General features: G+C 72.1%; 25 protein-coding genes. 22 read left to right on the forward strand and 3 right to left on the reverse strand.

Going from position 1 to position 22,986, the window contains the following annotated elements; genetic code table 11:
* Nucleotides 1–6 precede the first annotated feature (6 nt).
* The 9 genes from KBX26_RS15930 to KBX26_RS15970 all read left to right on the forward strand — a co-directional run bounded on the left by KBX26_RS15930 (nt 7) and on the right by KBX26_RS15970 (nt 10,665).
* Nucleotides 7–870 carry an aminoglycoside phosphotransferase family protein gene (locus tag KBX26_RS15930; protein WP_181539524.1) on the forward strand — a complete coding sequence of 288 codons (864 nt, stop codon included), beginning with the start codon at nt 7–9 and terminating at the stop codon, nt 868–870.
* A 275-nt stretch (nt 871–1,145) separates the two neighbouring features.
* A complete protein-coding gene (locus KBX26_RS15935) occupies nt 1,146–2,558 on the forward strand; it encodes an ammonium transporter (RefSeq protein WP_030335249.1) in 1,413 nt (470 codons plus the stop codon).
* A 25-nt stretch (nt 2,559–2,583) separates the two neighbouring features.
* Complete coding sequence (locus KBX26_RS15940; RefSeq protein ID WP_172862163.1) at nt 2,584–2,922, forward strand: P-II family nitrogen regulator; 339 nt, start codon at nt 2,584–2,586, stop codon at nt 2,920–2,922.
* A gap of 17 nt (nt 2,923–2,939) precedes the next feature.
* Entirely contained in the window at nt 2,940–5,216 is a 2,277-nt protein-coding gene (locus KBX26_RS15945; RefSeq protein ID WP_030335245.1) for a [protein-PII] uridylyltransferase, read from the forward strand.
* Nucleotides 5,217–5,440: 224 nt separating this feature from the next.
* Entirely contained in the window at nt 5,441–6,604 is a 1,164-nt protein-coding gene (locus tag KBX26_RS15950) for a sensor histidine kinase (protein ID WP_247680680.1), read from the forward strand.
* Complete coding sequence (locus KBX26_RS15955) at nt 6,601–7,257, forward strand: response regulator transcription factor (protein ID WP_030335241.1); 657 nt, start codon at nt 6,601–6,603, stop codon at nt 7,255–7,257. Before KBX26_RS15950 ends, KBX26_RS15955 begins: the two co-directional genes overlap by 4 nt.
* A 109-nt stretch (nt 7,258–7,366) precedes the next feature.
* Nucleotides 7,367–8,920: a signal recognition particle protein gene (ffh, locus tag KBX26_RS15960; protein WP_030335239.1), complete on the forward strand. Its 1,554-nt coding sequence runs from the start codon at nt 7,367–7,369 to the stop codon at nt 8,918–8,920.
* A gap of 68 nt (nt 8,921–8,988) precedes the next feature.
* Entirely contained in the window at nt 8,989–9,567 is a 579-nt protein-coding gene (locus KBX26_RS15965) for a Uma2 family endonuclease (protein WP_210865771.1), read from the forward strand.
* Between the two features lie 18 nt (nt 9,568–9,585).
* Nucleotides 9,586–10,665, forward strand: coding sequence for an amidohydrolase family protein (locus tag KBX26_RS15970; protein ID WP_210865772.1), 1,080 nt, complete (start codon nt 9,586–9,588; stop codon nt 10,663–10,665).
* An 85-nt stretch (nt 10,666–10,750) separates the two neighbouring features.
* Here the strand turns inward: KBX26_RS15970 and KBX26_RS15975 are convergent, their stop codons facing one another.
* Complete coding sequence (locus KBX26_RS15975) at nt 10,751–11,353, reverse strand: TetR/AcrR family transcriptional regulator (protein WP_210865773.1); 603 nt, start codon at nt 11,351–11,353, stop codon at nt 10,751–10,753.
* A gap of 131 nt (nt 11,354–11,484) precedes the next feature.
* Between KBX26_RS15975 and proS the strand changes: the two genes are divergently transcribed.
* The 12 genes from proS to KBX26_RS16035 all read left to right on the forward strand — a co-directional run bounded on the left by proS (nt 11,485) and on the right by KBX26_RS16035 (nt 19,755).
* Nucleotides 11,485–12,891 (forward strand): proline--tRNA ligase, encoded by a 1,407-nt coding sequence (proS, locus tag KBX26_RS15980; RefSeq protein WP_030335232.1) that lies wholly within the window; start codon nt 11,485–11,487, stop codon nt 12,889–12,891.
* Nucleotides 12,892–12,928: 37 nt separating this feature from the next.
* Nucleotides 12,929–13,549, forward strand: coding sequence for a DUF402 domain-containing protein (locus KBX26_RS15985; protein ID WP_030335231.1), 621 nt, complete (start codon nt 12,929–12,931; stop codon nt 13,547–13,549).
* A 230-nt stretch (nt 13,550–13,779) separates the two neighbouring features.
* Nucleotides 13,780–14,268 (forward strand): 30S ribosomal protein S16, encoded by a 489-nt coding sequence (rpsP, locus tag KBX26_RS15990; protein WP_210859599.1) that lies wholly within the window; start codon nt 13,780–13,782, stop codon nt 14,266–14,268.
* Complete coding sequence (locus tag KBX26_RS15995) at nt 14,243–14,503, forward strand: RNA-binding protein (protein WP_172862164.1); 261 nt, start codon at nt 14,243–14,245, stop codon at nt 14,501–14,503. The genes rpsP and KBX26_RS15995 overlap by 26 nt, the downstream gene beginning before the upstream one ends.
* Nucleotides 14,503–15,057, forward strand: a complete 555-nt coding sequence (rimM, locus tag KBX26_RS16000) for a ribosome maturation factor RimM (RefSeq protein WP_030335226.1) — start codon at nt 14,503–14,505, stop codon at nt 15,055–15,057. Before KBX26_RS15995 ends, rimM begins: the two co-directional genes overlap by 1 nt.
* A gap of 11 nt (nt 15,058–15,068) precedes the next feature.
* Nucleotides 15,069–15,842: a tRNA (guanosine(37)-N1)-methyltransferase TrmD gene (trmD, locus tag KBX26_RS16005; protein WP_030335224.1), complete on the forward strand. Its 774-nt coding sequence runs from the start codon at nt 15,069–15,071 to the stop codon at nt 15,840–15,842.
* A 143-nt stretch (nt 15,843–15,985) separates the two neighbouring features.
* Nucleotides 15,986–16,342, forward strand: a complete 357-nt coding sequence (gene rplS / locus KBX26_RS16010) for a 50S ribosomal protein L19 (RefSeq protein WP_030335223.1) — start codon at nt 15,986–15,988, stop codon at nt 16,340–16,342.
* Between the two features lie 181 nt (nt 16,343–16,523).
* A complete protein-coding gene (lepB, locus tag KBX26_RS16015) occupies nt 16,524–17,393 on the forward strand; it encodes a signal peptidase I (RefSeq protein WP_030335222.1) in 870 nt (289 codons plus the stop codon).
* A 10-nt stretch (nt 17,394–17,403) separates the two neighbouring features.
* On the forward strand, nt 17,404–18,039 hold the full coding sequence (gene lepB, locus KBX26_RS16020) for a signal peptidase I (protein WP_030335221.1): 636 nt from the start codon (nt 17,404–17,406) through the stop codon (nt 18,037–18,039).
* 53 nt (nt 18,040–18,092) lie between these two features.
* Nucleotides 18,093–18,629 carry an NUDIX hydrolase gene (locus KBX26_RS16025; protein ID WP_167337328.1) on the forward strand — a complete coding sequence of 179 codons (537 nt, stop codon included), beginning with the start codon at nt 18,093–18,095 and terminating at the stop codon, nt 18,627–18,629.
* Complete coding sequence (locus tag KBX26_RS16030; protein WP_030335217.1) at nt 18,623–19,435, forward strand: ribonuclease HII; 813 nt, start codon at nt 18,623–18,625, stop codon at nt 19,433–19,435. The genes KBX26_RS16025 and KBX26_RS16030 overlap by 7 nt, the downstream gene beginning before the upstream one ends.
* On the forward strand, nt 19,432–19,755 hold the full coding sequence (locus KBX26_RS16035) for a DUF2469 domain-containing protein (RefSeq protein ID WP_007075222.1): 324 nt from the start codon (nt 19,432–19,434) through the stop codon (nt 19,753–19,755). Before KBX26_RS16030 ends, KBX26_RS16035 begins: the two co-directional genes overlap by 4 nt.
* Nucleotides 19,756–19,815: 60 nt before the next feature.
* Here the strand turns inward: KBX26_RS16035 and KBX26_RS16040 are convergent, their stop codons facing one another.
* Nucleotides 19,816–20,958 carry a sulfite oxidase gene (locus KBX26_RS16040; RefSeq protein WP_051708728.1) on the reverse strand — a complete coding sequence of 381 codons (1,143 nt, stop codon included), beginning with the start codon at nt 20,956–20,958 and terminating at the stop codon, nt 19,816–19,818.
* A gap of 232 nt (nt 20,959–21,190) precedes the next feature.
* Between KBX26_RS16040 and KBX26_RS16045 the strand changes: the two genes are divergently transcribed.
* Nucleotides 21,191–21,865, forward strand: a complete 675-nt coding sequence (locus KBX26_RS16045; RefSeq protein ID WP_210865774.1) for a murein hydrolase activator EnvC — start codon at nt 21,191–21,193, stop codon at nt 21,863–21,865.
* Here the strand turns inward: KBX26_RS16045 and KBX26_RS16050 are convergent.
* Nucleotides 21,786–22,967, reverse strand: a complete 1,182-nt coding sequence (locus KBX26_RS16050) for an aminotransferase class V-fold PLP-dependent enzyme (protein ID WP_210865775.1) — start codon at nt 22,965–22,967, stop codon at nt 21,786–21,788. The genes KBX26_RS16045 and KBX26_RS16050 overlap by 80 nt on opposite strands.
* Nucleotides 22,968–22,986 lie beyond the last annotated feature (19 nt).

Below are 22,986 nucleotides of genomic sequence, written 5' to 3' on the forward strand. Positions count from 1 at the left end.
TCTCGAGTGACCACTGACGATCGCGCGTACGCGGGTTGGCGTGACCCCGGCCATCCTTCGCAGCGCCTCGGGAGACCGTACGTGACTTCGCAGGAGATCCCGCTGCACGGCGGCAACGTGAGCACCGTTGTCCGCGTGGGTGACACGGTGCGGCGTAACGCCGGGCCGTGGACCCCGTCCGTGCACGCGCTGCTGCGCCACCTGGAGTACGTGGGGTTCACCGGCGCCCCCCGGGCGCTCGGGATGGACGAGCGCAACCGTGAGGTGCTGTCGTACCTGGAGGGGGAGTGCGGAGAATATCCGCTCGCCCCGCACTGGGTGACCGACGAGGCCCTGGTCACCGTCGCCACCATGCTGCGGATGTTCCACGACGCGCAGTACGGGTTCACCCCTCCGCAGGCGGCGGTCTGGCGCTCGTTCGGGCCCCCGCCGCCGGACACCGAGGTGATCTGCCACCACGACGCCGCGCCGCACAACGTGATCTGGCGTCCGGACGGCACCCTCGGGCTGATCGACTTCGACCTCGCCTCACCCGGAGCACGGATCTACGACGTGGCGTACGCGGCCTGGACCTGGGTGCCGATCTTCGCGGACCGTGACTCGATCACGCTCGGTTGGAAGCATCCGGACCGGCCGCGCCGACTCCGGCTCTTCGCCGACGCGTACGGGCTGATCCCGAGGGACCGGCACCGGCTGATCCGGACCATCCGCAAACGGATCGTGGACCACGTCGAGGGGATCCGCCGGATGGCCGCCGCCGGTGAGCCGGCGTTCGTGCGGATCGTGCACAAGGGCCACCTGCGCCGACCGATGCGCGATCTGCGGCTGCTCGACTACGAGCGGCACGCCCTGGAGAACGCCCTGCGCTGAGGCTGCCCCGTCGATGCTCGGCCGGTCCCGTCAAGCGGACCGGTCGATGCGTCTGGCCGGTCAGTCATCGACGGTCGCCGTCCGGTCGATCCACAATCGTCCATGCTGATGAGTGTGCGGAGTTCGTGACACGTCCGAAACAACCCGTCACGAAACGGAAACCCGCACGGGACCCAAAGTGAAACAGCCGGCCGCGAAGCTTCCGCGCAACCGGCCTACGGGCGACGCTGCCCCGGAAAGCCGCGAAGGAGGACTTCACCTTTTAGGAGGCCAGCGTGCCTGAAGCACCGACGATCGACGGCGCCAATACCACGTGGCTGCTGGTTTCGACCGCGCTCGTGCTGCTCATGACCCCCGGACTGGCGCTGTTCTACGGCGGCCTCAACCGGGCCAAGGGCGTACTCAACATGATGATGATGAGCTTCTCCGCTATCGGGCTCATCTCTATTCTGTGGTGGTTCTACGGTTTCAGCGTCGCCTTCGGGACCGACGTGAACGGCTTCTGGGGCGACCCGGGCGCGTACCTCGGCACCAAGACCTTCCTCGCCGAGACCGACCTGTGGGGTGCCACGGCGGAGAACCCCAGCGGCATCGGGGTCCCGCTCTACGTGTTCATGGCCTTCCAGATGGTCTTCGCGGTGATCACCGTCGCGCTGATCAGCGGTGCCATCGCCGACCGGGCCAAGTTCGCCGGCTGGCTGCTGTTCGCGTTCGGTTGGGCCACCCTGGTCTACTTCCCGGTCGCGCACTGGGTGTGGGGCGGCGGCATCATCGGCGCCGACATCCACGCGCTGGACTTCGCCGGTGGCACCGCTGTGCACATCAACGCCGGTGCGGCGGCCCTGGCCGTGGCCCTGGTCCTCGGTAAGCGGCTCGGTTGGCCGCGGGAGGGCATGAAGCCGCACAACATCCCGTTGGTCGCGCTCGGTGCGGGTCTGCTGTGGTTCGGCTGGTTCGGGTTCAACGCCGGATCGGAGCTGACCGTCGACTCTGTCGCCGGCCTCGCCTTCATCAACACCCAGCTCGCCACGGCGGCGGCGGTGCTCGGCTGGATCGCCGTCGAGTGGGTCAAGACCCGTAAGCCGACGATGGTCGGCGCCTCGTCCGGCGCCGTCGCCGGCCTGGTCGCCATCACCCCGGCCTGTGGCTTCATCGCACCGTGGGCCGCCGTCCTGCTCGGCATCGTCGCCGGCGCGGTCTGCGCGCTCGCCGTCAGCCTCAAGTACAAGCTCGGTTACGACGACTCGCTCGACGTGGTCGGTGTGCACTTCGTCGGTGGTTGGATCGGCTCGCTCTGGCTCGGCCTGTTCGCCACCAACTCGGTCAACGCCGCGATCAGCGACGTGGTCGGCGCCTCCGACGGCCTCTTCTACGGCGGCGGCGCGACCCAGCTCGGGCGGCAGGCCCTCGCCGGCCTGATCGTCACCGCCTGGTCGTTCGGCATCGCCTGGGTGCTCGCCTTCGTCATCGAGAAGACGATCGGCTTCCGGGTCAAGGGCGAGGCGGAGGTCGAGGGCATCGACATCGCCGAGCACGCTGAGAGCAGCTACGACCTGTCCCCGGCCGGCGGCGGCACGGGAAGCGCGTTCGCGATGGCCGGCATCGGCACCCCCGGTGGCGGTACGACGAGTGGGGCCAAGCCGGAGGCGGAGCCCGCCGAGCCGGTCAGCGAAAAGGTCGCCGGTTAACGTTCCTGGGATGGAGGGGTTGGACATGAAACTGGTGACCGCAGTCATCAAGCCGTACCAGCTGGACGCGGTGAAGGAGGCCCTGCACGCCCTCGGGGTGGCCGGGCTGACCGTCAGCGAGGTTCAGGGGTACGGGCGGCAGAAGGGGCACACCGAGGTCTACCGGGGTGCCGAGTACACGGTCGAGTTCCTGCCCAAGATCCGGGTCGAGGTGCTCACCGACGAGATCGACGTGGACAAGGTCGTGGACGCCATCGTCGGGGCGGCCCGCACCGGCAAGATCGGTGACGGCAAGGTCTGGGTCACCGGTGTCGAAGAGGTCGTCCGGGTACGTACCGGCGAACGCGGCCTCGACGCACTCTGACCTCGGCCACGACTGAGATGACCTCGTTGATCAGGAAGAACGCGTCGGGGCACGCCGCCGATGGCGACGCGAACCTCTTGATCAACGAGGTCGTCGGCGTACCCGGAGGGATCGGGGAGTCGGCTCGGCAGCGGCGGGCTGCCGCGTACGACACCTTCCTGCGCGGGCTGCTGCCGGCGCGCGACGGGGTGGCGCTGCTGGCCGTCGGGGGGTTGGGGCGGCGGCAGTGCGCCCCGTACAGCGACCTCGACCTGGTGCTGGTGCACGCCGGGGTGCCCGGCACGGACGAGTTGGCCGCCTCGGTCTGGTACCCGATCTGGGACGCGGGTCTGCGGCTCGATCATTCCGTCCGCACCGTCGCCGAGGCGCTGTCGGTGGCCCAGGACGACGTCAAGGTCGCGCTCGGGCTGCTCGACGCCCGGCTGGTCGTGGGGGACCAGGCGCTGGCCGACGCGCTGATCAGCACCGCCGCCGATCACTGGCGGCGCACCGCCGTCCGGCACCTGCCCGGCCTGCGCGAGGTCACCACCAGCCGCTGGCAGACCCACGGTGAGCTGGCATTCCTGCTGGAGGGCGACCTCAAGGAGGCCGCCGGTGGTCTGCGCGACGTGGGGCTGCTGCGGGCGATCTCCGCCGCCGGGATCACCGACGCGCTGCGTCCCGCCGTGCGCGCCGCCCACCTGCGCCTGCTGGACACCCGCGACGCCCTGCACCAGCAGGTGGGTCGGCGGGTCGACCGGCTGGTCGCCCAGGAGGGCGACGGGGTGGCCGCCCTGCTCGGGCTGGAAGACCGCGACGCGTTGCTGCGACGGGTCGCCGGTGACGCCCGCACGGTCAGCCACGCCCTCGACGACGCCTTCCGGGCCGCCGACCGGTTGCGCTCCGGCCGCTCCCGGGGCGGGAACGGCCGCCCGGCCCGCCGCCCGGTCGCCCGCGACGTGGTGGAACACGACGGCGAGTTGGTGCTCGCCCGCACGGCGATCGGGGCACGCCCGGACCCGAGCCTCTCGCTGCGGGTGGCCGCCGCGTCGGCCACCACCCGAATCCCCATCGCGCGGGCCACCTGCGAATGGCTGGCGGCGTACTGCCCGCCGCTGCCCGCCCCGTGGCCCGCCGAGGCGCGGGCCGCGCTGATCACCCTGCTCGGCGCCGGTGCCGGGCTGGTGCCGGCCTGGGAGACCTGCGACCGGTACGGGCTTGTCGACGGCTGGCTGCCCGAGTGGACCCGGCTGCGCAGCCTGCCCCAGCACAACCCCGTGCACCGCTTCACCCTCGACCGGCACCTCGTGCAGACCGCGCACGAGGCCAGTCGGCACGCCCGCGAGGTGGAACGCCCCGACCTGCTGCTCCTCGGCGCCCTCCTGCACGACATCGGCAAGGGCCTCCCCGGTGATCACAGCACGGTCGGCGTGCCGGTCGCCCAGGCGGTGGCCACCCGGGTCGGCCTGCCCGCCCCGGAGATCGAACTGATCGGCCGGCTGGTCCGGCTGCACCTGCTGCTGCCCGACGTGGCGACCCGCCGGGACCTGGCCGACCCGGTCACCATCGCCTCGGTGGCCGAGGCGGTTGGTGACACCGGCACCCTCGACCTGTTGCACGCGTTGGTCCGCGCCGACGCGGCGGCGACCGGGCCGGCGGCCTGGTCCGACTGGAAGGGCCGGCTCGTCGCCGAGCTGGTCGCCAGGGTTCGCACCGCGCTGGACACCGGCGTACTCCCCGAACCACCCGCACCGGACCCGGAGCTGCTGGCCGGGCCGCTGCCGGTCATCCACCTGACCGGCGACCGGGTGTCGGTGGCGGCGGCCGACCGGCGTGGTCTGCTCGCCACGGTGGCCGGCTGCCTGGCGCTGCACCGGCTGGAGGTGATCTCCGCAGACGCCTCCGCCGTCGATGGCCGGGCTCTGGTCGAGTGCCGGGTGCAGCCCCGCTACGGCCTTCCGCCGGACCCGGTCCCGCTCCGCGCCGACCTGCGCCGGGCGGTCGCCGGCGACGTGTCGGTCACCCAACGGCTGCGCGGCCGGGCGCTCGCCAGCCGGGGCGGCGGCGCGGCTCCACGAGTGGTCTGGCACCGCGAGGCCGCCACCGGGGCCGTACTCCTGGAACTGCGCGCCGCCGACGCCGCCGGCCTGCTCTACCGGGTCGCTGGTGCCCTCGACGAGGCCGGCGCCCTGGTTCGGGCGGCCCGCATCTCCACCCTCGGCGCCGACGTGGTCGACGCGTTCTACCTGGTCGGCGGTTGGCCGGACGACGCCACCCGGGCCCGCCTGGAGGCCGCGGTCCTCGCCGCCGTGTGACCCACGACGGCACCGTCGGTCGTTGTGCCAGCCCGGTCACTCCCACGAGCGTGATGCCTCACAGTCATCGTGATGCCTGTGAGGCATCACGCTCGTGAGGGTGTCTGCCGGCAGCGCGCTGCGATCGGGAGTTCTGTCCCTGTGGCGGGTACGTCCGGGGGCGTAGCGGCGGTGCCGCTCGTGGACGCACGTCGAGGGGCGTCGGCGCGGGCAGAATGACGGCCATGCGACCAGGCGGGCAGTGGCAGTGGCGGTGGCGCGAGCAGGCGGCAGACGCCGTGCTCGCCCTGGTCCTGCTCGGCTTCGGGCTGCTCGCCACCGGTCTGGCCGGGAACAACCAGCCGGGGTCGAGGCCGGTGGACGCCGCCTGTCGGGCGCTGATCGCCGTCGCCGCGCTCGCCCTGCTGGTCCGGCGGCGCGCTCCGGTCGTCACCCTCGCCGTGGTCACCGTGGCCACCTCGACGTACCTGCTGATCGGCTACCCGTACGGGCCGATTCTGCTGACGTTCCTGATCGCGGTGTACAGCGTGGCGGTGCGGCTGCCGGTGCGCCCGGCGGCGCTCGCCACCGGCGGCGCGTTCGTCCTGTTGTTGGCGCACGTCTTCTTCGGGCGGGGGCCCGCGCCGGGTTGGACGGGAGTGCTGCCCGCGGCGGCCTGGGTGGTCGTACCGTTCGCGGTGGGGGTGGTGGTGCGGGTGAGCCGTGAGGCGACCGCGCGTACCCGTGCCGAAGAGGCCCGCGGCCGTGCCGAACAGGCCCGACGGCAGGCCGACGAGGAGCGGCTGCGCATCGCGCAGGAGGTGCACGACGTGGTGGGGCACGGGCTGGCCGCGATCAACATGCAGGCGGAGATCGCCCTGCACCTGCTGCCGAAGCGGCCGGAGCAGGCGGAGGTGGCCCTCACCGCGATCAGCCGGACCAGCCGCGAGGCGCTGGACGAGCTGCGGGTCACCCTGGGCGCGGTGCGGCGGGGTGCCGAGCGCGAGCCGGTACCCGGCCTGGCCCGTCTGCCCGCGCTGCGCGACCGGCTCGCCGGGGCGGGGCTCGCCGTCGAGGTGCGCGTGGTGGGTGACCCCCGGGAGTTGCCGGCAGCTGTGGACCTGGCCGCGTACCGGGTGGTGCAGGAGGCGTTGACCAACGTGCTGCGGCACGCGGGGGTGTCGAGCGCGCAGGTGACGGTGGACTACCGCGCGGATGAGGTGACCGTCGAGGTCACCGACCGGGGGGTGGGGCCGGGCCGGGCCGGGACCGTGCCGGCCGACGACGGTCACGGTCTGGCCGGGATGCGGGAGCGGGTCGCGGCATTGGGTGGGCGGTTGAGCACCGGGCCGCGCCCCGGTGGCGGGTTCCGGGTGTACGCCGGGCTGCCCGTGGGGCCGGCGACGTGATCCGGGTGCTGATCGCCGACGACCAGGACCTGGTCCGGCTCGGACTGCGTGCGCTGGTGGAGAGCGAGGACGACCTGGCGTTGGCCGGCGAGGCGTCCGACGGGCTGCGGGCGGTCGAGTTGGCCCGCCGGGAACGGCCGGACGTGGTGCTGATGGACATCCGGATGCCCGGCATCGACGGCATCGAGGCGACCCGCCGGATCGTCGCCGACAGCGACCTGACCGGTACGCGGGTGGTGGTGCTCACCACGTTCGAGCTGGACGAGTACGTCTTCGACGCGCTGCGCCACGGTGCCAGCGGGTTCCTCACCAAGGACACCAGGCCGGCCGAGCTGCTGCGGGCGATCCGGCTGGTCGCCGAGGGGGAGGCGCTGCTGTCGCCGTCGGTGACCCGTCGGGTGGTACGGGAGTTCGCCACCCGGCCGTCCCGGGTGCTTCGTCCGCACCCTCGGCTGGACACGCTGACCGATCGGGAGCGTCAGGTCGTCGGCCTGGTCGGTGAGGGCCTGAACAACGAGGAGATCGCGGCACGGTTGGTGGTCAGCCCGGCGACCGCGCGGACCCACGTCAGCCGGGCGATGGGCAAGCTGGGAGCCCGGGACCGGGCCCAGCTCGTCGTCTTCGCGTACCAATCGGGCTTGGTCTCGGGGTGAGGCCGGGCCGCCAGCGGCCTTGCGGCCGGGCGGCTACCCTAGCGGTGGTCGGACTCCGCAGTGCCGGCCGTGTTGTGCCCGCCGGAACACTGACAAACGGGATGTTCGCGTGTTTGACACCTTGAGTGACCGCCTGTCCGGGATCTTCACCAAGCTCCGCGGCAAGGGGCGGCTCACCGACGCCGACATCGACGCCACCGCGCGCGAGATCCGCCTCGCGCTGCTGGAGGCGGACGTCGCGCTGCCGGTGGTCAAGGGCTTCATCGCGGCCGTCAAGGAGCGCGCCCGCAGCGCGGAGGTCTCGCAGGCGCTGAACCCGGCCCAGCAGATCATCAAGATCGTCAACGAAGAGCTGATCAACGTGCTCGGCGGTGAGGGGCGACGGCTCCAGTTCGCCAAGCAGCCGCCCACGGTGATCATGCTGGCCGGCCTCCAGGGTTCCGGTAAGACCACCCTCGCCGGCAAGCTCGCCCGCTGGCTCAAGGGCCAGGGGCACCAGCCGCTGCTCGTCGCCGCCGACCTCCAGCGCCCCAACGCCGTCGGGCAGCTCCAGGTGCTCGGTGGCCGCGCCGGCGTCGAGGTGTACGCCCCGGAGCCCGGCAACGGCACCGGTGACCCGGTGCAGGTGGCCCGCGCGTCGATCGAGCACGCCAAGCGCGCCGCCCGCGACATCGTCATCGTCGACACCGCCGGCCGACTCGGCATCGACGCCGAGATGATGCAGCAGGCCGCCGACATCCGCGACGCCGTCTCGCCGGACGAGGTCATCTTCGTCATCGACGCCATGGTCGGTCAGGACGCCGTCCGCACCGCCGAGGCGTTCCGCGACGGCGTCGGCATCACCGGTGTGGTGCTCTCCAAGCTCGACGGCGACGCCCGTGGTGGTGCCGCGCTGTCGGTCCGCGAGGTCACCGGGCAGCCGATCCTGTTCGCCTCCACCGGTGAGAAGCTGGAGGACTTCGACGTCTTCCACCCCGACCGGATGGCCAGCCGGATCCTCGGCATGGGCGACGTCCTCACTCTGATCGAGCAGGCCGAGCAGGCCTTCGACTCCGATCAGAAGGAGAAGATGACCGCCAAGCTGATGGGCGGTGAGCAGTTCACCCTGGACGACTTCCTCGACCAGCTCATCGCGGTGCGGCGGATGGGCCCGATCGCCAACGTGCTGGCCATGATGCCCGGCATGGGGCAGATGAAGGACCAGCTCTCCGAGCTGGACGACAGCCACTTCGACCGGGTCACCGCGATCATCCGGTCGATGACCCCGGGCGAGCGGACCAACCCGAAGATTATCAACGGCTCCCGGCGGGCGCGCATCGCCAACGGTTCCGGGGTCACCGTGATGGACGTCAACCAGCTGCTCAACCGCTTCGCCGACGCGCAGAAGATGATGAAGCAGATGGGCGGCATGATGGGCCTGCCCGGCGGTGGCCGCCGCAAGGCGACCAAGTCGCCGAAGAACAAGCGCAAGGGCACCAAGGGCGGCGGTCGCCCGCGTACCGGCGCCGGCATGCCAGCCGGCTTCCCGGGTGGCATGCCGCAGCTCCCGCCGGGCATGGACCCGAACGATCTCGCCGCCGGCCAGGGCCTGCCGCCCGGTTTCAAGCTCCCGAAGATCGACTTCAACAAGCTCGGCAAGGGTGGCGACAAGGGCCCGCGCTGACGCGTGTCGGTGACGGCGGGCGACTGATCCGGCGCTTAGGGTGACGCCGCCCCCTGGAAGGAGATGTCATGACCGCGGCCCCGATCCTGCCCGAACGGCACGAGTGGACGGTCGACGACCTCGGTGACCTGCCGAAGGACCTTCCGTACGAACTGATCAACGGAATGTTGATCGTGCCGTCGCCCACTGCCGTGCACCAAGAGTTGTGCGTCGAGTTGCTGCTCACGCTTCGCGTCAACTGCCCGCCGGAATACCTGGTCAGCATCGACCTGTCGATGCGGGTCGACCGGCGCAACGAGCCCCGTCCCGACGTGGTGGTCATCCGCCGCACGCACGCCGGCCGGTCGCCCGTGCCGGTCGAGGACGCCCTGCTCGCGGTGGAGGTCGTATCGCCGACCTCCACCTTCCGCGACATGTACGACAAGGCGAAGGTCTACGCGCACGCCGGCATCCGGTCCTACTGGGTGCTCGACCCGACCCAGGAACGTGTCACGCTCACCGAGTACTCCCTCGGGGCCAACCGGGAGTACGGGCAGGTCACGCACACCGAGGATCTGTTCGTCACGGAGCGGCCGTGGAAGGTCTCCGTGGACCTGCCGGCCCTGACCGCCCGGAAGAACGACCTGCTCGCTCCCGAGGAGGGCTGATCGGGTAGGACTGTGCGCATGGCTCTTCATGTGCGCGGCGTGCTGCTCCCCGACGACGAGGTCCGGGATCTCTGGCTGGTCGGCGACCGGGTGACCTTCACCCCGGTGCCCGGTGCGGAGACCGTCGTCGACGGCGGCTACGTGCTGCCGGGGCTTGTCGACGCGCACTGCCACATCGGCATCGCCCGAGGTGGCGCCCCGATCACCTCACTCGACCAGGCCCGCGCGCTGGCCCACGTCGACCGGGACGCCGGGGTGCTGGCGATCCGGGACGCCGGGTCGCCGTACCCGTACCCCGAACTCGACGACGAGCCGGGCCTGCCGCGACTGGCCCGCGCGGGCCAGCATGTCGCCCCGCCGAAGCGCTACCTGCGCGACATCGGCGTGGAGGTCGACGCGACCGAGGTGCCCGCCACGGTGGCCGCGCAGGCGCGGGCCGGCAACGGCTGGGTGAAGCTGGTCGGCGACTGGATCGACCGGGGCGTCGGTGACCTGGCGCCGGCCTGGGACGCGGACACCCTCACCGCCGCCGTGCGGGCCGCGCACGACGCCGGGGTACGCGCCGCGGTGCACACCTTCTCCGAGTCGGCCGTCGAGATCATGGTGCGGGCCGGCGTCGACTCGGTGGAGCACGGCACCGGGCTCAGCCTCGACCTGATCGACGAGATGGCCCGCCAGGGCACCGCACTGGTCCCCACAATGATCAACATTGCCACCTTCGGTGGCATCGCCGAGCAGGCGCGGGGCAAGTTCCCCGGGTACGCCGAGCACATGCTCGCGCTGCGCGACGGCTTCCCCGACGTGGTGCGCGCCGCGCACGAGGCGGGCGTGCCGATCTACGTGGGCACCGACGCCGGTGGCGGCATCGACCACGGGCTGGCCGCCGAGGAGATGATGCTGCTGCACGAGCGGGCCGGAATGGCCCCGCTCGAGGTGCTCGCCGCCGCCTCCTGGGGCGCCCGCGAATGGCTCGGCTTCCCCGGCCTGGTCGAGGGCGGGCTCGCCGACCTGACCGTCTACCCCGAAGACCCCCGTGCCGACCTGCGCGTCGTCCGCGCCCCGTCCCGCACGATCCTCCGCGGCCATGTCATCCGCTGACCCGCCCCGCGCCGCGCTATGCGGCGCGTGGCGCGTGTCGCGAGGCGCGTGTCGCGAGGCGCGTGTCGCGAGGCGGGTGTGGGGGTTAGAGGGTGGGGCGGGCGGCGGCGCTGAAGAGGCGTACGGCGAGGTCGGCGAGGGCCGTCGCGGTCTCCTCGATCGGTTCGCGGGGGAGCACGATGTGGCTGACCACCAGACGGACGACCGTGTCGGCGGCGAAGGCCAGCGCGGCCTGGTCCGCCCCGCGCAGGTGGTCGCCGGCCCAGTCGATCAGCGCGCCGGACGCCTCGGTGAGCACCACCTCGGCCCGGGTGGTGAGGTACGGCAGCAGCTCGTCCGACCCGCCCCGGGCGCTGGTCAGGATCGCCTTGACCAGCGGGTTGTCCGCCGCCGTGGAGAGGGTGCGCGCGATGGCGGCGTACGCGCCGGCCCGCACGTCGGAGCCGTGGGCGAGCAGCGCGTCGCGCACATCGCCAACGAACCGGTCCACCTCGGCGCGGGCGAGCGCCTCGGCGAGGCCCGCCTTGCTGCCGAACTCGTTGTAGACCGTCTGCCGGCTCACCCCGGCCGTGGTGGCCACTCCGCCCATCCGGACCGCGTCCCACCCGGCGGCGATGGTCCGGGCGCGGGCGGCGTCCACGATCGTGTCCCGCAGCCGCTGGCGGGGGGAGTCCGTCGAGGTAGTCATGGTGGTCGAATTCTACTGGCGCTCCCGCGGCCCGGCCCAGCGCCGTCACGGCCCGTCAGCACAGCGGGACGGCGCGGCGTGGCGACTCCCGGACGCGGTGTCCGCCCGCGCGGCGCATAGGATGTGCGGTCATGGCACGCGTGCTCACTCCCCGTGCGGAGGATTTCCCCCGCTGGTACCAGGACCTGATCGCCAAGGCGAAGCTGGCCGACAACGGCCCGGTTCGCGGCACCATGGTCATCCGACCGGCCGGCTACGCCATCTGGGAGCGTATGCAGGCTGAGATGGACGCTCGGATCAAGGCGGCGGGTGCGGAGAACGCGTACTTCCCGTTGTTCATCCCCGAGAGCTACCTCAAGCGTGAGGCGCAGCACGTCGAGGGCTTCTCGCCGGAGCTGGCGGTCGTCACGCACGGTGGCGGCAAGCCGCTGGCCGAGCCGGTGGTGGTGCGTCCGACCAGTGAGACGGTCATCGGCGAGTTCATGGCCAAGTGGATCGACTCGTACCGGGACCTGCCGCTGCTGCTCAACCAGTGGGCGAACGTGGTCCGGTGGGAGCTGCGTCCGCGGATCTTCCTGCGGACCAGCGAGTTCCTCTGGCAGGAGGGGCACACCGCGCACGCCACCCGCGAGGACGCCCGGGCGTACGCGCGGCGGATCCTGCACGAGGCGTACGAGGACCTGATGGTCAACGTGATCGGCATCCCGGTGGTGGTCGGCCTGAAGACGGCGCGCGAGCGCTTCGCCGGCGCGACGGCCACGTACACCTGCGAAGGCATGATGGGTGACGGCAAGGCGTTGCAGCTGGGCACCAGCCACGAGCTGGGCCAGAACTTCGCCAAGGCGTTCGACATCAGCTATTCCTCCAAGGAGGGCGGCCGGGAGCACGCCTGGACGACCTCCTGGGGCACGTCCACCCGGATGCTCGGTGGCCTGATCATGGCGCACGGCGACGACAACGGCCTGCGTGTGCCGCCGAAGCTGGCGCCGATCCAGGCGTACGTCATGATCGTCAAGGACGGTGACGGCGTCGGCGAGGCGGCGGCCAAGCTGCGCGACGGCCTGCGCGACGCCGGTGTCCGGGTCGCGCTCGACGACCGGACCGACACCCCGTTCGGCCGCCGGGCCGTCGACGCCGAGCTGCGTGGCTATCCGGTACGCGTCGAGGTCGGCCCCCGTGACCTGGCCGTGGGCAACGCGACAGTGGTGCGTCGGACCGACGGCTCGAAGACCCCGACGCCGGTGGCGGACGTGGTCGCCGCGGTGCTGGCGGCGCTGGAGACCGATCAGCAGGTGCTGCACGATCAGGCGTTGGCCAACCGCGAGGCGCGCACGGTGGACGTGGCGACCCTGGCCGAGGCGATCGAGGCCGCCGCGACCGGCTGGGCGCGGGTGCCGTGGTCGGCGGTCGGCGTGGCCGGCGAGGCGGAGGCGAACGGCCAGGGCGTCACGGTGCGCTGCCTGCTGCGCGCCGACGGTTCGGTTCCCGACTCGGAGGACGAGCCGGATCTGGTCGCCATCCTCGCCCGCGCCTACTGAGGTGCTCGTCGACCGGTTCGAGCCGGGTCGGCTGATCATGCACCGGAACGTGCGGCACGGCCGGATCGGATGGGTCCGGCCGGCCCGCGTGGTCAGCGACGACGATCGCGGGCTGCTGGTGTGGATCGCCCAGGATTCGCCGGTGGCCCACGAGGTGAACCAGGCGGGCGTGACCATGCGCGCGGTGCCGTTCGCCGACTGGGTCACCCCGACGTACCGGTTGGCGCAGGGCCGCTGGAATGGCCCGCCGCTGCTGAAGTTCCTGCCCGCCGGCGCGGCGCACTCCGTCTGGTGGTTCCGGGATGCGCACGGCCGGTTCTCGCACTGGTACGTCAACCTCGAGGAGCCCGGTGTCCGCTGGGACGACGGCCCGGTGGCCGGCGTCGACGTGGTGGACCAGGATCTCGACGTGGTGGTACGCCCGGACCTGAGCTGGGAGTGGAAGGACGAGGACGAGTTCGTCGAGCGTCTCGCCTTTCCGGAGCACTACTGGGTGACCGACGAGAAGGCGGTCCGCGCCGAGGGGGAGCGGGTGATCGCGCTCGCCGAGGCGGGCGAGTTCCCGTTCGACGGCACCTGGACCGACTTCGCACCTCCGCCAGAATGGGGCGTACCGGACAAACTTCCGGCAGGCTGGGACCGTCCGCCAGTGCGCTGAGCGGTGTTCCAGGTCACCGGCGACGTGGTGTCCGGGTCCGATGCGGAAGATCGGCCGGGGATCTGGCAGAATAGGTCGCTGGTATCCGGTGCGCGTCCGGCGCCCTCTAACCCGGGCACGTCGCCAGTCCACCGAGTTGTCTCCGGCCCAACCCCACTGTGCCGGTCGGCGCTCACCCATGCACACCGCCCGTCTTGGGCCGGTGAGATCGCAACAGGAGCGAAACAACTGTGGCCGTAAAGATCCGGCTCCTGCGGATGGGCAAGATCCGCAACCCGCAGTACCGCATCGTCGTCGCCGACTCGCGCACCAAGCGCGACGGCCGGGCGATCGAGTTCGTCGGGGTTTACCAGCCCAAGGAAGACCCCTCGATCATCGAGGTCAAGTCGGAGCGGGTCCAGTACTGGCTGTCCGTCGGCGCTCAGCCGAGCGAGGCGGTGCAGCGGCTGCTGGAGCTGACCGGTGACTGGCAGAAGTACAAGGGCCTGCCGGCCCCGCCGCCGCTCCTGGTCGCCCCCGAGAAGGCCGACCGCAAGGCGGCGTACGAGGCTGAGTCGAAGGCCGCCGCCGGGCTCGCCCCGGAGACCCCGGCCAAGCCGGCCAAGAAGGCAGCCAAGGCTGCCGAGGCTCCGAAGACCGAGGCGCCGGCCGCCGAGGCTCCGAAGACCGAGGCTCCGGCCGAGGCCCCGGCCGCTGCCGACGCCGGTGAGCAGGCCTGACATGCCACTGCGTCCGGCGTTGGAGCACCTGGTCAAGGGCATCGTCGACCACCCGGATGACGTCCGGGTGCGGATGGTCGATTCCCGTCGGGGCAAGCGGCTCGAAGTCCGCGTGCACCCCGAGGACCTCGGCACTGTGATCGGGCGGTCCGGCCGGACCGCCAAGGCGCTGCGCCAGGTGATCGGCTCCATCGGCGGGCGCGGGGTTCGCGTCGACATCGTCGACTCGTACTGATGCAGCTCGTCGTCGGCAGGATCGGCAAGCCGCACGGTGTCCGCGGTGAGGTCACCGTGGAAGTGCGGACCGACGAGCCCGAGGCACGGTTCGCCCCCGGCACAGTGCTGCGCACTGAGCCGGGGGCGACACCCCCGCCGTCCTCCGACGGCCCCGGCGTGCCGTTCCGGATTCCGGCGGAGCTGACCATCGAGGAAGCCCGCTTCCACCAGGGTCGGGTGCTGATCGCGTTCGACGGCATCCTGGACCGCAACACCGCCGAGGCGCTGCGCGGCACACTGCTCGTGGTGGACAGCGCCGACGTGGCCCCACCGGACGACCCGGAGGAGTTCCACGACCATCAGTTGGTCGGGTTGGCCGTGGTGACCCCGGCCGGCGAACGCCTCGGCGAGGTCGCCCGCATCGACCACGCACCCTCGTCCGACCTGCTGGTGCTGCGGCGCCCCGAGGGGCGTACCGCGTTGATCCCGTTCGTCCGGGCGATCGTCCCGGAGGTCGACCTGGCCGGCGGACGTGTGATCGTCGACCCGCCAGCCGGACTGCTCGACCTTTAGGACCAGCCCGTATGCGCGTCGACGTCGTGTCGATCTTTCCGGAGTACTTCGCCCCGCTGGACCTGTCGCTGATCGGACGGGCGCGGGCCAACGGCGTACTCCAGCTCGCCGTGCACGACCTGCGGACCTGGACCCACGACGTGCACCGCACGGTCGACGACACCCCGTACGGCGGCGGGCCGGGGATGGTGATGCGCCCGGAGCCGTGGGGTGAGGCGCTGGACGCCCTCGCGCCGGTGGACGCCCCGCCGCCCCGGCTGCTGGTGCCGTCGCCGGCCGGCGCCCCGTTCACCCAGGCCATGGCGTACGAGTTGGCCGCCGAGCCGCATCTGCTCTTCGCCTGCGGTCGCTACGAGGGGATCGACCAACGGGTTCTCGCGCACGCCGCCACCCGGATGCCGGTCACCGAGGTGTCGCTCGGTGACTACGTGCTCTTCGGTGGCGAGGTCGCGGTCCTGGTGATGATGGAGGCGGTCACCCGGCTGCTGCCGGGGGTGCTGGGCAACGCGGGTTCGCTCGACGAGGAGTCGCACGCGCACGGGCTGCTGGAGGCGCCGATCTACACCAAGCCGCCGAGTTGGCGTGGGCACGACGTGCCGGAGGTGCTCCGCTCCGGCGACCACGGCAAGATCGCCCGCTGGCGGCGCGAGGAGGGCCTGCTGCGGACGGCTGCCCGCCGTCCCGACCTGCTGGCCGCGCTGCCCGCCGACCGGCTCGACAAACGGGACATCGCGGCCCTGGACCAGGCCGGATTTCAACCTCCGCCGGGGGATGTGGCAAAGTAGGGGGGTTGCCGCATCCGTCCGCGCCCGCGGTCGGCTGCGAGGATCCCCGACCGGGGTCGGTCCGCCGATCACCACCCGGGAATCAGAATCACCCACCCGCGCACCGAGTGACGGTGCGCCGTGAGCCTTACGAGGACGCAGCGATGAACATCCTGGACGCCCTTGACGCCCAGTCGAAGCGGACCGACCTCCCCGACTTCCGGGCCGGTGACACCGTCAAGGTGCACGCCCGCGTCGTCGAGGGCAACCGGTCCCGTGTCCAGATCTTCCAGGGCGTCGTGATCCGCCGCCAGGGTGACGGTCTGCGCGAGACCTTCTCGGTCCGCAAGGTCAGCTTCGGCGTCGGCGTCGAGCGGACCTACCCGCTCAACGGCCCGGGCATCGACCGGATCGAGGTCGTGACCCGCGGTGACGTGCGTCGCGCCAAGCTCTACTACCTGCGCGAGCTGCGCGGCAAGAAGGCCAAGATCAAGGAGAAGCGGGAGAAGCAGCCCAGCTGACTTCCCGCTCGCCACGCCGCCCGAGCTGCGCGTATGCCGTACCGACCAGAGCGCACTACCCTGGTCGTACGGGCGCAGCGAGGCGGCGACCCCGCCCTCGCGGCGGGCAGTTGTCCACTACCGCCCGTGGAGCCTCGACGAGGCTCCCGGGCGGTGGTGTTTCTGCGGACCGGGGAGTGGCGTGGTGCAGACGCTTGACGATGACGGCACCGTCGATCCGTGGCGTCGACGGGCCCGCCGCACCCGCCGACAGATGCCCCTCTGGCAGGAGCTGCCGCTGCTGCTGGTGGTCGCGTTCTGCCTCGCGGTGCTGATCCGTACCTTCCTGCTCCAGGCGTTCTTCATCCCGTCCGGCTCGATGGAGGACACCCTCCTCGTCGGTGACCGGGTGCTGGTCAACAAGGTCGTCTACGACGTTCGGGACCCGCTGCGCGGCGAGGTGGTGGTCTTCCGGGGCACCGACCGCTGGGCGCCGCAGGTCGACGATCAGCCGAAGCCGGGCGTCGCCGGCCGGCTCGCCCGCACCGTCGGCGACCTGGTCGGGGTGAGCCGGCCCGGTGAGAAGGACTTCATCAAGCGGGTGATCGGCCTGCCCGGCGACCGGGTGCAGTGCTGCGACAGTCAGGGGCGGGTGACCGTCAACGGCACCCCGCTCAACGAGACGTACGTCCTGCGGGACTCACCGCTGGACCTGCCGCCCAACCCGGCGGAGTGTCGCTCCCGGCGATTCGACGAGGTCGTCGTGCCACCCGGTCAGCTCTTCGTGATGGGCGATCACCGCGAGGTCTCCCAGGACGCGCGTTGCCAGGGGCCGGTGCCGATCGACAACGTGGTCGGCCGGGCCTTCATGGTGGTCTGGCCCTCGTCGCGGTGGAGTGCGCTGTCGGTGCCGTCGACGTTCGAGGACGTCACCGGGCCCGCCACGGCATCCCCCGGCACGCCCCCGGTGCGACCGACCCCGCAGGGCGGTGTGCTGCTGATGCTGCCGTTGGCAGCCGCGCTGCGTGGTTCCCGCGCGTTCCGGGCGGTGTCGTCCAGCCGGGCAACGTAGGCTCCTTGGCGTGATTGACGAGCAGACCGACAAGCCGCGCAGTTCCTTCTGGAAGGAGCTGCCGATCCTGCTGGGTGTGGCGATCCTGGTCGCGGTGCTGGTCCGCGCCTTTGTGCTGCAGACCTTCTTCATCCCCTCCCCGTCCATGGAGAACACCCTCAAGATCGATGACCGGGTGCTGGTCAACAAGCTGGTCTACGACTTCCGATCACCGCACCGCGGCGAGGTGATCGTGTTCAAGGCTCCGACCTCGTGGAGCGGTAACCCCGACGGTGAGGACTTCATCAAGCGGGTGATCGGCGTCCCCGGCGACCACGTGGTCTGCTGTGACCCGCAGGAACGGTTGATGATCAACGGCAAGTCGCTGGACGAGCCGTACATCTTCTCCATGGACGGGGTTCGCGACAAGCCCGCCGACCAGGAGTTCGACATCACCGTGCCGGAGGGTCGGCTGTGGGTGATGGGCGACCACCGGTCGGCCTCCGGCGACTCACTGGAGCACTGGCAGCAGTCCGGGCAGAACATCACCGAGGCCACGATCCCGGAGAACGACGTCGTCGGGCGGGCGTTCACCGTCTTCTGGCCGGTCAGCCGGGCCACCTGGCTGACAGTGCCCGACGGGTTCGACGGCATTCCCAAGCCGTAGGCCGACGGGGCGTGGGCGATCCGTCGTCGGTCTGGCAGGCTGGTGCGGTGACCGTGAGCGCGAGGAGTGAACGTCCGAGCCCCGCAGTCGCGAACAGCGACGACCGTGTCCACACCCCTCGACGCGCGGCCCGCGTGCTGCTCGTCGACGCGGCCGGCCGGGTCCTGCTGTTCGAGGGCTTCGACCCGGCCCGACCCGGGCACCGCTACTGGTTCACGCCCGGCGGCGGGCTCGACCCGCTGGAGTCCCCGGCGGCGGGCGCGGCCCGGGAGTTGGCCGAGGAGACCGGCCTGCTGCTCGACCCGGCCGCGCTGGGCGAGCCGGTCTGGTCCGACGCGACCGAGTTCTCCTTCGACGGCGTCTGGTACCGCCAGGAGCAGGATTTCTTCCTCTTCCGGGTGGACTCCTGGCGGGTGGACACCACCGGCTTCAACGACATCGAGCGGCGCAGCATCGCCGGCCACCGCTGGTGGCTTCCCGACGAGTTGGCGGCCAGCGGCGACCGGTTCTACCCACCGGAACTGCCCGCCCTGCTGACCCGGCTGGGGCAGCCCGCCACCACAGGCCAGGAAGAGGAGACGTCATGCTGACCCCGCCGCGTACCGTGGTGCGCCGTGAGGCCGGCCTGTACGCCCTGGAGCGGGCGTTGCAGCGGCGTGGCTTCCGGCACGTCGCCGGTGCGGACGAGGCTGGTCGGGGGGCGTGCGCCGGTCCACTGGTCGCCGCCGCGGCGGTGCTGCCCGAGGGACGGCGCGGCGAGATCGAGGGGCTGGCCGACTCGAAGCTGCTCACCCCGGCCAGCCGGGAACGGGTGTACGCGGAGGTCGTGGACCGCGCCCTCGCGTACGCCGTGGTGGTCATCCCGGCCGAGGAGGTCGACGCCCGGGGCCTGCACGTGTGCAACCTGGCCGCGATGCGCCGGGCGCTCGCCTCGCTCACCACCCGCCCGGAGTACGTGCTGACCGACGGCTTCGGCGTGGACGGCCTGGGCGTGCCCGGGCTGGCGGTGTGGAAGGGCGACCGGGTGGCCGCGTGCGTGGCGGCGGCCAGTGTGCTCGCCAAGGTCACCCGGGACCGGCTCATGGTGGAGTTGGACGGGGTGTTCCCGGCGTACGGCTTCGCCGAGCACAAGGGCTACATCACCCCGGAGCACTCGGCGGCGCTGCGGGAGCACGGACCGTGCCGGGAGCACCGGTTCTCGTACGTCAATGTGGCAGCGGTCTCCGGCCGCGACGGCCGGCCACCGCGCGCCCGGCGGCCCGGCGGCCAGGGTCCGGATGAGCCGATGGAGCGCTCACGGGCGTCAGGGGGTACCGTCGGCGTGGCGTTGGGCGAGCAGCCTCGGCCTCCGGCGCCGGTGGGGGAAGATGTGGCCATGGAAGGCGGAGTGCGATGAGCGCGGAAGATCTCGAGAAGTACGAGACCGAGATGGAGCTGCAGCTCTACCGGGAGTACCGCGACATTGTCCGCCAATTCTCCTATGTGGTGGAGACGGAGCGGCGGTTCTACCTGGCGAACCAGGTCGACCTGCACGTGCGCAACTCCGACGGCGAGGTCTACTTCGAGGTCGAGATGCACGACGCCTGGGTGTGGGACATGTACCGTCCCGCCCGCTTCGTGAAGAATGTCCGGGTGATGACCTTCAAGGACGTCAACGTCGAGGAGCTGGAGAAGCCCGACATCTCGCTGCCCGCCGACTCCGGCTTCGGCGGCTGAGCGCACCCCAGCCGCGGTGCCGCGCCACGGGCCCCCCACCCGTGGCCTGACACCAGCCGGTCACTCGGCGGGCACCACGACCTCGACCCGCTGCGCCATGTTGTTGGCGAAGCCGCCACGGTTCCACTGTTGCTCGACCGGCTGGGTCCGCCCGGACGCGTCGGTCGCCCGCGCGCCGAGCACGTACCGGCCGGGCGTGGCGACCCACTCGTGCCGCCAGCGCCGCCACGCGAAATCTCCGGCGTCCGTCGGGTCCAGTTCGGCCGGCGCCCAGCTCTCCCCGCCGTCGGTGGTCACCTCCACTGCCACCACCGGCGCGTGCCCCGACCAGGCCCGACCATCCAGGGTGCACGGGCCGGGGCGCAGCACCCGACGGCGGGACATGAAATCGGGGAAGCCGGGCGGGCGGACCAGCGCACGCGGCTCGATCCGGGTGACCGGCACCCCCGGGTCGTCGGCGTCGCGGCGTACCCGGTAGGCCACCGCGTTCTGGTACCCCGCGAACGGCTCGGTCCGCAGCTCGATCGAGTGGACCCACTTCACGTGCGCCATGCCGTACCAGCCCGGCACGATCAGCCGCAGCGGCGCGCCGTGCTGCGGCAGCAGGGGAGCGCCGTTCATCTCGTACGCCAGCAGCACCTCCTCACGCAGCGCGTCGGCGACCGGAAGCGCACGCTGGTAGTCCTGCTCGACCCCGCGCTCCACGCCGTGATCGGCGCCGGTGAAGACCACGTCCACCGCCTCCGGGTCGATGCCCGCCTCCCGCAGCAGCGGAGCGAGGGGGGTGCCGGTCCACTCGGCGTTGCCGACCGCCTCGACCAGCCACGGCTGGCTGACCGGCCGGGGGTGCAGCAGGGCCCGGCCGTTGCCGGCGCACTCCAACGTCACCTGCTGGGTGACCCGCTGGCGCTCGCGCAGGTCGGCGAGGGTCACCGTCAACGGCCGGTCCACCGCCCCGCCGATGCTCAGCGTGTGCGTCGCCGGGTCGAGCGCCGGAATGTCGTAGTGGATCAGCAGGTAGTGCAGCCCGGCCGGGGTGACGTCGTAGCGCAGCGCCTCCAACGGGATGCCGTGGTTGCGGGCCGCGAGCTGCAACTCCTCCGCGCTGATCGTCTCGTCCGGCTCGGCGAGCCTCGACGGGCCGCTCACGTCGGCCACCGTCGGCCCGGTGAGCGGCGACGTCCGGTCAGCGTGAGTGGTCATGTGGGCCTCCCCGGTGCAGACGGCGGCACCCGCCGTACGCGGCACAGCCTAGGCCCTTCCTGGCGCTCCGAAAACGGGCACCGGAGGTACGGCGGCGCACCCGCGTCGGGCCGGGGGACAGCGCATAACAGATCATCGAAGCCGTCGGGTGCTCGTCCACAGCGCCGCCGGTTGTCCACAGGCCCGCCGGCCGGGCTGGTGGACGACCCCGCCAGGGTCGGAGACTGCCGTCATGCGACCGCCAGCCCTCCGTTCGATCCGACGCACCGTGCTGCTCAGCGCCGTGCTCCCGCTCGCGCTGACCGTCCAGCTCTGCGGGCTGGCGGTGCTGGGCGCGGCGGTCCCCGGCCAACCACCGACGCCGACAGTGCCGGTCGCGGCCCTGACGGTGCCGGTCGCCGACCCGGCGCCCACCGGGCGGTTCCGCTGGCCGGTCGACGGGCCGCCACGGCTGGTGCGCCGCTTCGACCCGCCGCCCCGCCCGTGGCTGCCCGGCCATCGTGGCGTCGACCTGGCCGCCCCGGCCGCAGCGGTGATCCGCAGCGCCGGGGCGGGCACGGTGCTCTTCGCCGGCCCGGTAGCCGGCCGACCGGTGGTCACCGTGGGCCACCCGGACGGGCTGCGGACCACCTACGAGCCGGTCCAACCCGCCGTACGCCCCGGCCAGCCGGTTGGTGCCGGCGCGCCGCTCGGCGAGCTGCTGCCCGGGCATCCGGGTTGCCCGGTCGAGGCGTGCCTGCACTGGGGTCTGCGCCGGGGCGATGACTATCTCGACCCGCTGGCCCTGCTCGGCCTCGGACCGGTGCGGCTGCTCCCGGTCGGTCCGGTCAGCGCTGGGCGAGCAGTGCCGGCAGCCGTGCGGCCAGCCGGTCGTATTCGTCGGCGGCGTTGTAGACCTGCCCGGTGAGCCGCAGCCACCCCCGGCCGTTCCAGCTCATCACCGCCACCTCGGCGGCGAGCCGCTCACCGATCCGGGTCTGCAACGCCCGCGCGGCGCCGATCGTGGTGCCCGTGCCGGGCGGCAGCGGGATGAGACGCAGAGCCACCTCCGGCCCGCCAGGGCTGGGCAGATCGGCCGGAGCCACCCCCAGGGCGTCTCCCACCACCCGCTGGCCGTACCCGGCGAGCGCGGCGTTGTGCGCGCGCACCAGGTCGACACCCAGACTGCGCATCGTGAACAGGCCCGCCGGGGCGGCCAACCAGGACGTGTAGTCGAGAGTCGCCTGCCACTCGAGCGGGGCCGGGAAGTCCGACTCCTGCTCCCAGGACACCACCAGCGGCTCGATCCGGTCCCGCCACTGCGGTGCCACCGTCAGCAGGGCGGTCCCGCGCGGGGCGTACGCCCACTTGTGCAGGTTGCCCACCCAGAAGTCCGCGCCGATGCTCGCCACCGGGGTGGACAGCATGCCCGGGGCGTGCGCGGCGTCCACCAGGACTGGCACGCCGTGTTCCCGGGCCACCCGGGCGATGGCGGTGACCGGGAAGAGTTTGGCGGTGGCCGAGGTGAGCTGGTCGACGACGAGCAGCCGGGTCCGCCCGGGGCGCAGGCCGGCCCGGATGGTCTGCACGATCTGCTCGTCGGTGGCCGACAGCGGGATCGGCAGGACCCGGCTGACCGCGCCGGTGCGCCGGCACTCGCGCTGGATGGCCAGGCTCACCGCCCCGTACCCGTGGTCGGTGCTCAGCACCTCGTCGCCGGGTTGCAGGCCCACCGACTGGAGCACCACGGCGACGCCGGTGGTGGTGTTGCCGACCAGGGCGCTGCCGTCCGGGTCGGCGCCCAGGAAGCTGGCGAGGTGCCGACGGGTGTGCGCGATCCGGTCGACCAGCCCCTGGGTGAAGAAGCGCAGCGGGTTCGCCTCCATCTCGTCACGCAGCCGCTGCTGGGCGCGCTGCACGCCGATCGGCACCGCGCCGAACGAACCGTGGTTGAGGTGGCTGACCGCCGGGTCCAGGGAGAAGAGCAGGCGGGCGCCCGGGATCGGCTCAGGGGGCTGCGGGACGCTCACTCGATGATCGTAACCGCGG

The organism is Micromonospora sp. C97, from assembly GCF_018070385.1.
Taxonomy (GTDB): Bacteria; Actinomycetota; Actinomycetes; order Mycobacteriales; family Micromonosporaceae; genus Micromonospora; species Micromonospora parva.